12 protein-coding genes are annotated in these 13,592 nt (G+C 68.6%); 1 reads left to right on the forward strand and 11 read right to left on the reverse strand.

Going from position 1 to position 13,592, the window contains the following annotated elements; translation table 11 throughout:
* Positions 1-19: 19 nt before the first annotated feature.
* Positions 20-895, reverse strand: coding sequence for an isocitrate lyase/PEP mutase family protein (locus GT007_RS10370; protein ID WP_160121533.1), 876 nt, complete (start codon positions 893-895; stop codon positions 20-22).
* A gap of 12 nt (positions 896-907) precedes the next feature.
* On the reverse strand, positions 908-1,864 hold the full coding sequence (locus GT007_RS10375; protein WP_160121534.1) for a Bug family tripartite tricarboxylate transporter substrate binding protein: 957 nt from the start codon (positions 1,862-1,864) through the stop codon (positions 908-910).
* 63 nt (positions 1,865-1,927) lie between these two features.
* Between GT007_RS10375 and GT007_RS10380 the strand changes: the two genes are divergently transcribed.
* Positions 1,928-2,329, forward strand: coding sequence for a nuclear transport factor 2 family protein (locus GT007_RS10380; protein WP_160121535.1), 402 nt, complete (start codon positions 1,928-1,930; stop codon positions 2,327-2,329).
* A 261-nt stretch (positions 2,330-2,590) separates the two neighbouring features.
* On the opposite strand, the gene GT007_RS10385 is transcribed toward GT007_RS10380, so the two are convergent.
* The 9 genes from GT007_RS10385 to GT007_RS10425 all read right to left on the reverse strand — a co-directional run bounded on the left by GT007_RS10385 (position 2,591) and on the right by GT007_RS10425 (position 13,571).
* Entirely contained in the window at positions 2,591-3,292 is a 702-nt protein-coding gene (locus GT007_RS10385) for an ABC transporter ATP-binding protein (protein ID WP_160121536.1), read from the reverse strand.
* Complete coding sequence (locus GT007_RS10390) at positions 3,292-4,041, reverse strand: ABC transporter ATP-binding protein (RefSeq protein WP_160121537.1); 750 nt, start codon at positions 4,039-4,041, stop codon at positions 3,292-3,294. The genes GT007_RS10385 and GT007_RS10390 overlap by 1 nt, the downstream gene beginning before the upstream one ends.
* Positions 4,038-5,864, reverse strand: a complete 1,827-nt coding sequence (locus GT007_RS10395) for an ABC transporter permease (protein WP_457852341.1) — start codon at positions 5,862-5,864, stop codon at positions 4,038-4,040. Before GT007_RS10395 ends, GT007_RS10390 begins: the two co-directional genes overlap by 4 nt.
* Positions 5,864-7,066, reverse strand: a complete 1,203-nt coding sequence (locus tag GT007_RS10400) for an ABC transporter substrate-binding protein (RefSeq protein ID WP_160121538.1) — start codon at positions 7,064-7,066, stop codon at positions 5,864-5,866. Before GT007_RS10400 ends, GT007_RS10395 begins: the two co-directional genes overlap by 1 nt.
* A gap of 87 nt (positions 7,067-7,153) precedes the next feature.
* A complete protein-coding gene (locus GT007_RS10405; RefSeq protein ID WP_160121539.1) occupies positions 7,154-8,206 on the reverse strand; it encodes a phytanoyl-CoA dioxygenase family protein in 1,053 nt (350 codons plus the stop codon).
* A 72-nt stretch (positions 8,207-8,278) separates the two neighbouring features.
* Positions 8,279-9,424, reverse strand: coding sequence for an acyl-CoA dehydrogenase family protein (locus GT007_RS10410; RefSeq protein WP_160121540.1), 1,146 nt, complete (start codon positions 9,422-9,424; stop codon positions 8,279-8,281).
* A gap of 143 nt (positions 9,425-9,567) precedes the next feature.
* On the reverse strand, positions 9,568-10,767 hold the full coding sequence (locus GT007_RS10415) for an acyl-CoA dehydrogenase family protein (protein ID WP_160121541.1): 1,200 nt from the start codon (positions 10,765-10,767) through the stop codon (positions 9,568-9,570).
* 76 nt (positions 10,768-10,843) lie between these two features.
* Entirely contained in the window at positions 10,844-12,934 is a 2,091-nt protein-coding gene (locus tag GT007_RS10420) for a 3-hydroxyacyl-CoA dehydrogenase NAD-binding domain-containing protein (protein WP_160121542.1), read from the reverse strand.
* A gap of 148 nt (positions 12,935-13,082) precedes the next feature.
* Positions 13,083-13,571 (reverse strand): invasion associated locus B family protein, encoded by a 489-nt coding sequence (locus GT007_RS10425; RefSeq protein ID WP_160121543.1) that lies wholly within the window; start codon positions 13,569-13,571, stop codon positions 13,083-13,085.
* Between the last annotated feature and the right edge of the window lie 21 nt (positions 13,572-13,592).

Below are 13,592 nucleotides of genomic sequence, written 5' to 3' on the forward strand. Positions count from 1 at the left end.
AGGGGAGTGAGTGCCCCCCTTACTTGTCCAGCACCGCCCAGCGCTTGTCGAACTCCCACACTTCCGGGAAGCCCATCAGCTCGCAGATGCGCCCGAAGCCGTAGCTTTCCTGCGCCGGCAGCCCGTTGCTGTCGCCCATCGCCTTCAGGTGGCTGAAGGCGCGCTCATAGGCCGCGGCCGCCGCCAGGAAGCCCACCGCCGGGAAGATGGCGATGCCATAGCCGATTTCCTTCAGGCGTTCCGCCGGCAGGATGGGCGTGCGGCCGCCCTCGACATTGTTGGCCAGCAGCGGCTTGGTGGTGATGGAGCGGCCGATCTCCACCATCTCCGCCTCGCTTTCCGGGCTTTCGATGAAGACGATATCGGCACCCGCATCGCCATACATGCGGCCACGGCGGATCGCTTCCTCCAGCCCCAGGCTGGTGCGGGCATCGGTGCGGGCCACGATCAGGAAGTTCGGGTCGCGCCGCGCCTCGGCCGCCACCTTGATCTTCAGCACCATCTCCTCGGCGGGGATGACCCGGCGGCCGGGGGTGTGGCCGCACTTCTTCGGCACTTCCTGGTCCTCCAGCTGAATGCCGGAGACCCCGCCCGCCTCATACCCCATCACCGTGTGGCGCACGTTCAGCAGCCCGCCATAGCCCGTATCGGCATCCGCGATCACGGGGGTCTTGGAGAGCTGCGCGAAGCGGCTGACCCGCTGCACCATGTCGGTGTAGGTGGCGATGCCGGCATCCGGCAGGCCGAGATGCGAGGCCACCGTGCCGAAACCCGTGACATACAGGCAGTCGAAGCCCATGCCGTCCGCCACCTTGGCGGAGATGCCGTCATAGATACCCGGCGCGACGATGAACTTCTTGGCGTCGAAAGCGGCCTTGAGGGAGGGGTTCGCCATGCTGTGCTGCTCCTATTGGCGTTGAATGTGGCCGGCGGCACTCGCCGCGGCCCAGATCTGGTCTTCGCGCTCCATCGCGGCCTTCAGCTGCGCGGGGCCGCGCAAATCGGGCTCGATGCCGAGCGAGGCGAGGCGCGCGCGGAAGCCTTCCTGCGCGAAGGCCGCCGCCACCGCCTCATGGATGCGGGCGGCAAGCGGCTCCGGCAGGGCGCGGGGGCCGAGCAGCCCCACCCAGCCCGACAGGTCGAAGCCGTCGAGGCCCTGTTCCTGCGCCGTGCGCACATCGGGGAAGAAAGGCGTGCGGCTGGCGGTGCTGGCGGCCAGGATCTTCACCTTGCCGGTGGGGATATGCGGCGTGACGCTGGCGGTGCTGGTGCAGCCCAGCGGCAGGTGGCCCGCCACGATATCCGTCATCAGCTGCCCGCCGGAGCGATAGCTGACATCCGGGATCTCCGCGTTCAGGCGGCGGGCGAATTCCTGGCCGATGAACTGGGACAGCGCCTCGGTGGAGCCGGTGGACAGGCGCGAGCCCGAGCGCGTGGCATGCGCGCGCAGCCCCGCCAGGTCCTGGAAGGGCTGGTCCACCCCCGCCACCAGCAGCATGGTGTTGCGCGCCAGCATGGCGATCGGCGTCACGTCCCGCAGCACGTCGAAGGGCACGCGCTCCAGCGTGTACTTGTTCATCACATGGGTGCTGACGACGGCGGCCAGCGTGTGGCCGTCGGGCTCGGCGCGCGCCACCTGCTCGGTGCCGACCACGCCGGCGGCACCCGCGCGGTTCTCCACCACCACGGGCTGGGACAAGGCGGGGCGCAGCGCTTCGGCCAGGGCGCGGGCCAGGATGTCCGTGCCGCCGCCGGCGGCATAGGGCACCACGATGCGGATGGGCTTGGCGGGCCAGGTCTGCGCAAGCGCTGGCACAGCCAGCACCGACGGGGCGACGAGCATGGCTCGGCGGGTGAACTGCATGGCGTTTCTCTCCTGTTGAGGCCACACTTAGCGGCACGCCACGCATCCGTGAAGGAGGACATGATGCCCGAAGCCCCTGTTCCCGGCCCCGATACCGCCGCCCTCAACGCCATCGAGGCGGTGATCCGCACCTATCTGGATGGCCTGTACGAAGGCGACACCGCCAAGCTGGCCGAGGCCTTCCACCCTGTCTCCGACTTGCGCTGGGTGGATGGCGGAGAGGTGAAGGTGCTGACGCGCGAAGCCTGGCTGGCCGCCGTGGCCAGCCGCCCCAACCCCAAGGCCGCCGGCCTGCCGCGGCACGACCGCATCCTGGCCATCGACCTGGCGGGGCCCGAAATGGCGATCGTGAAACTGAACTGCGCCATCCCGCCGCGCTTCTTCACCGATGCGCTGGTGCTGCTGAAGACCAGCGATGGATGGAAGATCGTGAGCAAGGCCTATCGGGTCGAAGTGAAGGGGTGAGGTGGACTGGGGAAGGCGCCGCCTTCCTCAAGGGAAGCGCAGACTGGGGAAGGCTCTGCCTTCCCCAGACCCCATCCGCTGGGGAGATAAAATCTCCCCAGGCCCCTGCGAATAGTTTTATGTAATTGATATTATTATATAAATTTTGCGGAAATCCGTTCTCAGGACAGTCCCTGCCCCCAAACTGACGGAAAGGAATGGGGGAGCTTGAGGGGGAAAGTCATTTCCCCCTCAACGGGAGTGTGAGGGCGGCGCCCTCACCTACACCGTCAGATACCGCCCGCGCGCCGCCTCATCCGCCAGCAGTTCCGCCATGCTGCCCCGCCACACGATGGCGCCTTTCTCGATGATGCTGGCGGCGTCGCCCACCCGGCTGGCGAAGTGCCAGTTCTGTTCCGACAGCAGGATCGACATACCCTCCGCCCGCAGCGCCCGCACGGCGTCGGCCATGCGGTCCACGATGACCGGGGCCAGCCCTTCGCTGGGTTCGTCCAGCAGCACCAGGCGCGGGTTGCCCATCAGCGTGCGGCCGATGGTCAGCATCTGCTGCTCGCCGCCGCTCATCCGCCCGCCCGGGCGTTTCAGCATCGCGGCCAGGGAGGGGAAGACCCCGCAGATGCGCTCGACCGACCAGGGGGCGAGGCCCTCACGCGGCTTCTGGCGGCCGACTTCCAGATTCTCGGCCACGGTCAGCTCGGCGAAGACGCGGCGTTCCTCGGGCACATAGCCCAGGCCCCGGCGCGCGACCTCGAAGGGCTCCAGCCCCGCGATGGGCTGGCCGAGGAATTCGACGCCGCCCGATGTCGGCGGCACCAGCCCCATGATGGCCTTCATGGTGGTGGATTTGCCGGCGCCGTTGCGGCCCAGCAGCACATGCACCTCGCCGGGGCGCACATGCAGGGACACGCCTTGCAGGATATGCGCGCGGCCGTAATGGGCGTGGAGGTCGGACAGGCGCAGCATCAATGCGTCCCCTCATGGCCCAGATAGACCTCGCGCACGCGGGGGTCGGCGCGGACGGCCTCGGGCGCGCCCTCGGCCAGCAGGCGGCCGCGTTCCAGCACCATGATGCGGTCGGCATGGGTGAAGACAACATCCATGTCGTGCTCGGTGAACAGCACGCCGATGCCGGATTCGCGCGCGATGCGGGCGGTCAGCGCCATCAGCGCCACGCGCTCGGCGGGGGCCATGCCGGCGGTGGGCTCGTCCATCAGCAACAGGCGCGGGGCATTGGCGAGCGCGATCGCCAGTTCGACGCGCTTCAGGTCGCCATAGGCCAGCACGCCACAGGGGCGATGCGCCTGGTCGGCCATGCCCACGCGCTCCAGCAGGGCCAGGGCTTGCGTGGGATCTTCGGAGTGCAGCGGTTTTGTAAACCGAAGGATACGGCGCTGATGCGACAGCAAGGCCAGCTGTACATTCTCGATCACCGGCAGCGAGGCGAAGGTGGCGGTGATCTGAAAGGTACGTCCCACCCCCATCCGCCATACCTGACGCGGGAGCTTGCCCGTAATCTCCTGACCGTTCAGCACCACCCTGCCCTTGTCCGGCCGCAGCTGGCCGTTCAGCATGTTGAAGCAGGTGGATTTGCCCGCGCCATTGGGGCCGATCAGGGCCAGCAGCTCTCCGGCGGCCAGGGAGAAGGACACCCCCTGCACTGCGTGCACGCCGCCGAAGCTCTTGGCCAGATTCTCCACAACCAGCAGCGTCATGACCGCGCCCCCAGCCCCGCCAGGCCGCGCGGGAAGAACAGCACCAGCGCGATGATGATGGCCCCCAGCACGGCGCGCCACAGCTCGGTCACGCGCATCAGCTGCTCATGCAGGCCGGTATAGGCGATGGCGCCCAGGATGGGGCCGGTCACGGTCTGCACGCCGCCCAGCAGCACCATCATCAACCCGTCGATGCTGCGGGGGATGGCCATGTAGGTGGGGAAGACGCTGCCCTTGGTGAAGGCGAACAACGCGCCCGCCAGCCCCGCGAAGGCGGCCGCGATGGCGAAGGCGAACCAGCGGATGCGCATGGTGTCGATGCCGATCGCCTCGGCGCGCAGCACGCTGTCGCGCTGGGCGCGCAGGGCCGCGCCGAAGGGCGCGAAGATCGCCCGCCGCAGCAGGAAGGCCCCGCCGAGGCACAGGATCAGCGTGCCCCAGGCCTGCACCGGCTTGGGCACCGCCCAGGCCGGCGGCCACACACCCAGGATGCCGTTGTCGCCGCCCGTGAAATCCACCCACTGGAAGGCGGTGGACCAGGCGATCTGCGCGAAGGCCATGGTCAGCATCGCGGCATAGACACCCGACAGCCGCACACAGAACCAGCCGAAGGCCAGCCCCGCGATGCCCGCCGCGAAGGGGGCCGCCAGCAGCGAGAGTTCCATCGGCGCCGCCAGATGCTTCACCAGCAGGGCGGCGGCATAGGCGCCGATGCCGAAATAGGCGGCGTGGCCGAAGCTGGCCATGCCGCCCGGGCCCATGATGAAATGCAGCGTGGCCGCGAACAGGATGGCCAGGCAGATCTCCGTCATCACCACCAGCGCGTAGTCGGCCAGCACCAGCGGCGCCAGCAGCGCCAGGACCAGGGCCACCCCCGCCACCAGCCGCCCGCGCGGCGACAAGGGCGCGATGGGCGGTTCCACCGGCGCGAGGCTGGCCGCATGCCCGGCCGGCGCCCGGCCCAGCAGGCCATAGGGCCGCACCACCAGCACGGCGGCCATCACCAGGAACACCAGCACCAGCGTGATCTGCGGAAACACCAAGATGCCGAAGGCCTGCATCTGACCCAGCAGCAACGCCGCCAGCGCCGCCCCGGGCAGCGAGCCCAAGCCGCCCACCACCACCACCACGAAGGCCTCCGCGATGATGGCCAGGTCCATCTGCAAATTCACGCTTTCCCGCGGCACCTGCAACGCGCCCGCGAGGCCCGCCAGCGCCGAGCCCAGGAAGAACACCCCCGTGAACAGCAGCCGCTGATTCACGCCGAGTGCGCCCACCATCTCCCGGTCCGCGGTCGCGGCACGCACCAGGATGCCGAAGCGCGTGCGTTGGAACAGCAGCCACAGCAGCAGGAACACCGCGATGCCGATGCCGATCAGCACCAGGTCATACAGCGGGAAGCGGCTGTCGAGGATATAGACCGCGCCCCGCAAGCCAGGCGCGCGCGGGCCCAGCAGATCCTGCGGGCCCCAGATCCACAGCGCCGCATCCTGCACCACCAGCACCACGCCGAAGGTGGCAAGCAGCTGGAACAGCTCCGGCGCCTTGTAGATGCGGCGCAGCAGCAGCAGTTCCACCACCACGCCGACGAGCCCCACGATGACGGCCGCCAGCACCACCCCGCCCCAGAACGGGACATGCCCGCGCGGCAGGTTGGTGGCCAGCGTCCAGCCCAGATAGGCGCCCAGCATGTAGAAGCTGCCATGGGCGAAATTGACGATACGGGTCACCCCGAAGATCACCGTCAGCCCCGCCGAGACCAGGAACAGCGAGGCCGCGCTGGCCAGGCCCGACAGGGCCTGGACCACAAGATTTCCCAGCATCAGCCGGCGGGGCGCATCGCGCGGGCCGCGTCCTCGCTGGGCAGATAGGCGCGGCCATCGGCGAAGCGCCAATCAGCCATCGCCCCCTTGCCGCCGCGCAGCACGGTGCGGCCGATGAATCCGCCCATGGTGGATTGGTGGTCGGCGGCGCGGAATTCCGTCTCGGCATAGCCGAACACGCCCTGGAACTTCAGCCCGGCCATGGCATCCACCATCGCCTCCGTCTCCAGGTTCGGCACCTTGCGCAGCAGGGCGGCGATGGCCAGCACCGTGTCATAGGCGACGACGGAGCCGAGCTTGGGCAATTCCCGGAACCGGGCGCGATAGGCATCGCGGAAGGCGTTGTGGACGGGGTTGTTGATCTGCTCCACCGGATAGCCGGTGACGATCCAGCCCTCCGGCGCCTCGTCGCCCAGCGGTTCCAGGTATTCCGGCTCGCCGGTCAGCATGGAAACCACCGCCCGGCGCTCGAACAGCCCGCGCGTGTTGCCCTGGCGGACGAAATTGGTCAGGTCCGCGCCGAAGGTGACGTTGAAGATCGCCTCGGGGTTCGAGGCCGCGAGCGCCTGCACCGTCGCCCCCGCGTCGATGCGGCCCAGCGCCGGGAACTGCTCGGCCACATAGGTCACGTCGGGGCGGGCGCGGCTCAGCATCTCCTTGAACCAGCGCACGGCGGACTGGCCGTATTCGTAGTTGGGCGCCACCAGCGCCCAGCGCTTGGCGGGCAGCTTGGCCGCTTCCTCCACCAGCATGGCGGCCTGCATGTAGGTGCTGCAGCGCAGGCGATAGGTGTAGCGGTTGCCGCGCGACCAGACGAGCGCATCGGTCAGCGGCTCACTGGCGACGAACAGCTTCTTGTTCTGGTTGGCGAAATCGCCCAGCGCCAGGCCCACATTGGACAGGAAGCCGCCGGTGATCAGCGCCACGCGCTCATTGTTCAGCAATTCGCCGGCATGGCGCACCGCGTCCTCCGGCTTGCCGGCATCGTCGCGGTGGATGGTGGCGAGCGGACGGCCATTGATGCCGCCGGCGGCGTTGATCGCCTCCTGCGCCAGGGTCCAGCCATTGCGATAGGGCACCAGGAAGGCGGGCTGGGAGGTGTAGCTGTTGATCTCACCGATGCGGATGGGGTCGTTCTGCGCGCTTGCGACGGCCGGCACGGCGAGGGTGGCGGCGATGGCGGTGCGGCGGGTGACGATCATGGGCAGCGGACCTTCCTGATGGTGAGCGTATGCAACGACATCCACCCCGGCACCGCAACAGGGAATTCCGGGCGGCGCGGCGCGGCGTCAGGCGGCGGTTGCCGCTTCCGCAGGCGGATCGATGGGGCTGCGCTCACCAACCCAGCGCCAGCCGCCGGTCTTGCCGCGCGCGCGCTTCAGCGCGTCCTGCGCGGTCCAGAACAGGCGCACGGCGCGCTTGTCCAGCCCCGTGGCCCCCAGCACATCGCCCCCCGCCCAGGGCCGGAACGGCGTGCCCCGCGCGTAGGACCAGATGGCGATGCGGCGGGTGCGCGCATCGGTCACGCCGCGCCGGTGGAAGCCGCTGGTATCGGCGATCACCAGCGTGTTGGCGGGGGCCGCGAACTTCACCGGGGCGCCATAGCCCAGCGCGGCGATCTCCTCCGGCTCGATGCGCAGGGAGCCTTCGCGCGTGCTGCGGTCCTCGGCATGGGCGGCGCGGATGGACAGCGCCTGTTCCCATTCCAGATGCCGGGCGGTGGGCAGGTGGGAGCCCGGGACATAGGTGAAGCCTGCCTCCTCCTCGCTCACATCCTCCACGAACAGCCAGGACTTCACGGTGGGGTGGAAGGTGTCCATGTGGAAGTCGGACTGCACATCGGGCTCGGCCGCGCGGAAATTGCTGTAGATGGTCTGCACGAACTGGAAGGGCTGCAGCCGGAAGCTGCCGATATAGTCGTGCAGGGCGCGGTATTGCGGGTGGTGCAGGGCCGCCGCGGTCGCCGGCAGGCGCGGCAGGGTGGCGGCATCCAGCGGGATCAGCCGCGTCAGCGAATAGCCGTCGATGAACTCCCGCGCCTCGATGCGGCTGGCGAACAGCTCCTCCCGCATCGCCTGGAAGACGGCGGCCGGCAGGAAGTCGCGCTTGATGAGGTAGCCATCGCGCAGGAAGGCCTCCCGGTCGTCGGGCGTCAGGTTCTCGGCCATCGCCCGGCGGCGGAATTCGGCCATGCGCAGCGCCAGGCGCCGGCGCGCGATATGCAGCCCCCAGGCGTTCAGCCGGGCACTGCCGATCAGGGGATTGTTCTCAAAGGATTTGGAGCCCGTGGCCAGGGCCGCGGCATGCAGGGGCAGCAAGGGCCATTGGCGCAAAGGGAGCATGGAAGGATGTAACGCCGCCGGCGGCGGCGGGGCAAGCATTACCGGGGGGGCAAAGCCCCCCGGACAACACCCTCAGGCCGCGCGCACCAGCCCGCCTTCATCGGCCAGCGCCCGCAGGTGGAAGTCGGCATTGCCGAACAGCCCGTCATTCACCGTCAGCCGCTTGAAGTAGTGGCCGCAGGCGTATTCCATCGTCATGGCGATGCCGCCATGCAGCTGGATGGACTGCTGCCCCACCAGGCGCGAGGCCCGCCCGATCTGCACCTTCACGGCGGAGATGCCGCGCCGGCGCTCGTCGGGGTCGGTCTCCTCGGCGGCCTGCACGGCATAGAAGCTCATGCTGCGGGCCTGCTCGATGGCCACCAGCATGTCCGCCGCGCGGTGCTGCAGGGCCTGGAAGCTGCCGATGGGGCGGCCGAACTGCTCGCGGGTCTTCATGTAGTCCAGCGTCATGGCGTGGGCGACATCCATGCAGCCCACCGCCTCGAAGGCCAGCGCCGCGATGGATTCGGCGGCCACCTTCTCCAGCACCGGCAGGCCGGCCTCGGCATCGCCCAGCACATGGGCGGCCGGGGCGTTGTCGAGGATGATCTCGGCCGCGCGCTGGCCGTCCACGGTGCGGAAGCCACGGATGGTGACACCCGGCGCGCCCGCCTCGACCACGAACAGGCCGATGCCCGCCTTGTCGCGCTGGCCACCGGCCACGCGGGCGGAGACGATCAGATGCGTGGCGCTGTCGCCATGGATCACCATGCCCTTGTTGCCGCTGATCACCCAGCCGGAGCCGGATTTCTTCGCGGTGGTCGCCACGTCGAACAGGTCGTAGCGGGACTGGCGTTCCTGCTGCGCCAGGGCCAGGCGCACCTCGCCCGCCGCGATCAGGGGCACCAGCTCCTGCCGCAGGGCGGCGCTGCCGCCATGGCGCAGGGCGGCGCCGCCGATCACCACCGTGCTGAACCAGGGTTCCACCACCAGCGAGCGGCCGAACTGTTCCGCGATCAGGCAGGTGTCGGTCAGGCCGGCGCCGAAGCCGCCATCCTCCTCGGCGAAGGGCAGGCCCAGCACGCCGATATCGGCGAAGGCGGCCCACAGCTCGGGGCTCCAGCCGCGTTCGCTGGCCATATAGGCCTTGCGCTGCTCGAAGCCGTATTTGTCGGAGAGCAGCTTGCGGACGCTGTCCACCAGCAGGCTCTGGTCTTCCGTCAGGTCGAAATCCATGTCGTTTTTCCCTAGGACGTCAGGCTTAGGTAAAGAAGTTCTTCTTTTTCTGTAGAAAAAGAAGCAAAAAGACTTTTTTGAGTTCCCATAAACTCTCAAAAGTTTTTTGGTTCTTTTTTACAAAAAAGAACAAATACTCTTTTTCAAAGCCCCAGAAACGCCTTGGCCATGATGTTGCGCTGGATCTCGTTGGACCCGCCGTAAATGCTCTGCTTGCGCCAGTTGAAATAGGTGCCGGCCAGGCCATAGGCCCAGTCGGGCGCCACATCCCACTGGTTGGTGCCCTCCGCGTCCGGGTCGCCATCCACCCAGGCATAGGGGCCGGCCGCCTTCATCAGCAGCTCCGACACGCCCTGCTGGATCTCGGTGCCCTTGATCTTCAGCACGCTGGTCGCGGGGTTGGGCTTGCCGTCGCGGCGCTTCATGTCCTGCGCGATCACGCGCATCACGGTCATTTCGAGGGCCTTCAGCTCCACCTCGATCTCCGTCATCTGGCGACGGAATTCGGGGTCGGCCATCAGCGGCTCGCCGCCATCCAGGGTCTGGGCGGCGATGACCTTCAGGCGGCGGATGCGCTCGCGGCTGGCGCCCACGCGGGCCTGGCCGAAACGCTCATTGCCCAGCAGGAACTTGGCGCAGTCCCAGCCCTTGTTCTCCTCGCCCACCAGGTTCTCGGCCGGCACGCGGACATTGTCGAAGAACACCTCGTTCACCTCATGCCCGCCCTCGATCGTGATGATCGGGCGCACGGTGATGCCGGGCGTCTTCATGTCGCACAGGATGAAGCTGATGCCTTCCTGCTTCTTCGCGGTGGGGTTGGTGCGGGCGAGGACGAAGATCCAGTCGGCATGCTGGGCCAGCGTGGTCCAGGTCTTCTGGCCGTTGATCACCCACTCATCGCCCTCGCGCACCGCGCGGGTCTTGAGGCCGGCGAGGTCCGAACCCGCGCCCGGCTCCGAGAAGCCCTGGCACCACCAATCGTCGAGGTTGGCCATGCGCGGCAGGAAGCGCTTCTTCTGCTCCTCCGTGCCGAACTGGATCACCACCGGGCCGCACATGTTCACGTTGAAGCCGAGGGGCGACGGCGCGGGCGCCATCTGCAATTCCTCGCGGAAGATGTAGCGCTGGGCGGCGGACCAGCCCGGGCCGCCCCATTCCACCGGCCATTCGGGCACGGCCCAGCCGCGCTTGTTCAGGATGCGCTGCCATTCCACCACCATCTCCTTGGTGGGGCCCTTGCCCTCGATCAGGTGCTGGCGGGTGGCGGGGGGCAGGTTGGCGTCGATGAAATCACGCACTTCCTGGCGGAAGGCGAGTTCCTCGGGCGAGAAGTTCAGGTCCATATGTCGTTTCCCTAGCGTTTCTTGGGTGGCCCGCCGATCCGCCCCATCCGCAAGCGGACAGGGCGGGCGCGGGACACTAGGCGGCCTTGCGCACGCCGAGGGCCGCGAAACTGCCGCCCTCCGCCGCCAGTTTCTCGATCAGCGCCGCGGGCTTCAGGTTCGCGTCGCCGGTGGTCTCGGCGTAATGCGCCAGCTTGTCGCGCACAGCCTTGAGGCCCATGCGGTCGGCCCAGAACATCGGGCCGCCGCGCCAGGCGGGCCAGCCGAAGCCGTTGCAGAACACCACGTCGATATCGACGGCGCGATAGGCGACGCCTTCCTCCAGGATGCGCGCGCCCTCATTCACCATCGGCAGCAGCAGGCGCTCCAGGATCTCCTGGTCCTCGATCTTCCGCCTACGCACCTGCATCTTCTCGGCGACGTCGAGGATGATCTCCTCCACCTCCGGGTCCACCAGGCGGGTGCGCTTCTCGTCGTACTTGTACCAGCCCTTGCCGGTCTTCTGGCCGAAGCGGCCGCGCGCCACCACCGCATCGGCGATCGGCGCCACGGTGCCGCGCGCCTTGCGCACGGCCGCACCGATGTCGAGGCCCGCGAGGTCACCGGTCGCGAGCGGGCCCATGGCCATGCCATAGGTCTCCATCACGCGGTCGATATCTTGCGGCAGGCAGCCTTCCAGCAGCAGCTTTTCCACCTGCGGCGTGCGCTTGCCGGTCATGCGGTTGCCCACGAAGCCGTCGCAATTGCCCACCAGCACCGGCAGCTTGCCGATGCGCTTGCCCACATCGGTGGCGGTCGCGATGGCCACCGCATTGGTCTTGGCGCCGCGCACATTCTCCAGCAGCCGCATCACATTGGCGGGCGAGAAGAAGTGCATGCCGATCACCAGTTCCGGCCGCGAGGTGGCGGAGGCGATCTGGTCGATGTCGAGGGTGGAGGTGTTGGTGGCCAGCACCACGCCCGGGCGGGCCAGCTTGTCCAGCTTGGCGAAGATCTCCTTCTTCACCTCCATGTTCTCGAATACCGCCTCGATCACCAGGTCGGTGTCCTTGACCACGTTCAGGTCGATGGAGCCCTTCAGGAAGGAGCGGCGCTTCTCGTATTCCGCCTGGGACAGGCGGCCGGACTTCACCGTGCGCTCCCAATTCGCCTCGCAGCGGGCCAGGCCCTTGTCGAGCGCTTCCTGGGTGGTCTCCACGATGGTCACGGGGATGCCGTTGTTCGCGAAGTTCATCGCGATGCCGCCGCCCATGGTGCCGCCGCCGATCACCACCGCGCTCTTTACCGGCAGGGGCTGGGTGCCCTCGGGCAGGTCGGGGATGCGCTGGGCCTCGCGCTCACCGAAGAAGACGTGGCGGAGCGCGAAGCTCTGCTCGCCTTCCACCAGGCGCTGGAACTGCTGGCGTTCCACCACCAGGCCATCGTCGAAGCTCTCGGTCACGGCGGCGCGCACGGCGGCGGCGCAGCCCTTGGGGCTTTCCTGCCCGCGGGTGCGCTTCAGCAGGGCCGCGGCCGCGGCGTCGAAGGCCGCGAGGTCCGTGCCCTCGATCTTGTCCGTGCGGTTGCGGGCCAGGGTGAAGGTGCGGCCCGACTTCGCGGCCTCCCGCGCCCAGGCCACGGCGGCCTTTTCCAGGTCGCCTTCCAGCACGGCGTCGATGAAGCCGAGCTTCACCGCCTCCTCCGCCTTCACCGGCTCACCGCCCACGATGATCTTCAGCGCGGCCTCGGCGCCGATCAGGCGCGGCAGGCGCTGGGTGCCGCCGGCGCCGGGCACGAAGCCGCGCTTCACCTCCGGCAGACCCACCTGGGCACCGGGGGAGGCGACGCGGGCGTGGCAGACCAGGGCCAGTTCCAGCCCGCCGCCCAGCGCGCTGCCATGGATGGCGGCGACGACCGGCACGGGGCTGTTCTCGATCGCCTCGAACACCTCCGGCAGGCTGGGGGGCTGGCGGGGCTTGTTGAACTCGGTCATCTCGGCGCCGGCGGAATACATCCGCCCCTTGCCGATGATCACGATGGCGCGCGCGCCTTCCTTCAGGCTGCGCTGGATACCCGTCAGCAGGCCCGCGCGCACGGCGGTGCGCAGCGTGTTGACCGGGGGGTTGGCGATGCGCAGCACATGCACATCGCCGTCAAAGGCGTGTTCGACAAACGGCGCTTCGTCCATGGCGCTTTCCTTCCCAATCAGGTCTTTCTCTTGCCGGTATAGCAGGCTGGCAGAACGACACTGTCAACAGCGGAGAGGCAAACGTTAGCCCGACCGGTCGGTCGGTTCAATGCGCCCGGGCCGAGTTATTCCGCCCAAGGCGGGCGCCTCAGCGCCGGCTGGGCATCGCCGCCTGGGCGCGCGCGAACCCGTTGAAGGACAAGGACAAGGTGACCGGCTGATGCGCCGCGTCCTGGAACAGCAGCCGCGCGCCGGGGGGTTCCGAGCGCAGCTGCGCCAGCGCGTTGTCGGGCAGTTCCGCCATGGCGAAGCAGCCTGCCGGCAGGCAGCGCTGGAAGGCCAGGGTGAAGGACTGCCCCCCCGCCTCCACCCGCACGCCGGTGGGCAGATGCACGTTCAGCGGCACATGGGCCATCAGCAGCAGGGGCCCGGCATTGTTCAGCCGGCCGACGATGACCTGCGCCTGGGCGCGGCCCTCGGCGTTGTTCAGCACCGTGCCCAGCTCGCATTGCCGCTGGGGGCGGGTCTCGCAGCGCAGCGCCCAGTCGCCATAGGTGGCCTGGGTGCGTTCCTGCGCCAGGGCCGGACCGGCCAGCGCCGAAAGGACGAGAGCGGGGAGGAGGAAGCGAGACGCCATGCGAGGAATGCCCTGCCGGAG

It is taken from the genome of Rhodovarius lipocyclicus (assembly GCF_009900765.1).
GTDB lineage: Bacteria > Pseudomonadota > Alphaproteobacteria > Acetobacterales > Acetobacteraceae > Rhodovarius > Rhodovarius lipocyclicus.

Excerpts from the sequence above, each read along its gene's own strand:
- GT007_RS10395 (WP_457852341.1), bottom strand. The coding sequence starts at position 5,864 with ATGCTGGGAAATCTTGTGGTCCAGGCCCTGTCGGGCCTGGCCAGCGCG.
- GT007_RS10415 (WP_160121541.1), bottom strand. The coding sequence starts at position 10,767 with ATGGACCTGAACTTCTCGCCCGAGGAACTCGCCTTCCGCCAGGAAGTG.
- GT007_RS10405 (WP_160121539.1), bottom strand. The coding sequence starts at position 8,206 with ATGCTCCCTTTGCGCCAATGGCCCTTGCTGCCCCTGCATGCCGCGGCC.
- GT007_RS10385 (WP_160121536.1), bottom strand. The coding sequence starts at position 3,292 with ATGCTGCGCCTGTCCGACCTCCACGCCCATTACGGCCGCGCGCATATC.
- GT007_RS10400 (WP_160121538.1), bottom strand. The coding sequence starts at position 7,066 with ATGATCGTCACCCGCCGCACCGCCATCGCCGCCACCCTCGCCGTGCCG.
- GT007_RS10420 (WP_160121542.1), bottom strand. The coding sequence starts at position 12,934 with ATGGACGAAGCGCCGTTTGTCGAACACGCCTTTGACGGCGATGTGCAT.
- GT007_RS10375 (WP_160121534.1), bottom strand. The coding sequence starts at position 1,864 with ATGCAGTTCACCCGCCGAGCCATGCTCGTCGCCCCGTCGGTGCTGGCT.
- GT007_RS10370 (WP_160121533.1), bottom strand. The coding sequence starts at position 895 with ATGGCGAACCCCTCCCTCAAGGCCGCTTTCGACGCCAAGAAGTTCATC.
- GT007_RS10380 (WP_160121535.1), top strand. The coding sequence starts at position 1,928 with ATGCCCGAAGCCCCTGTTCCCGGCCCCGATACCGCCGCCCTCAACGCC.
- GT007_RS10390 (WP_160121537.1), bottom strand. The coding sequence starts at position 4,041 with ATGACGCTGCTGGTTGTGGAGAATCTGGCCAAGAGCTTCGGCGGCGTG.
- GT007_RS10425 (WP_160121543.1), bottom strand. The coding sequence starts at position 13,571 with ATGGCGTCTCGCTTCCTCCTCCCCGCTCTCGTCCTTTCGGCGCTGGCC.
- GT007_RS10410 (WP_160121540.1), bottom strand. The coding sequence starts at position 9,424 with ATGGATTTCGACCTGACGGAAGACCAGAGCCTGCTGGTGGACAGCGTC.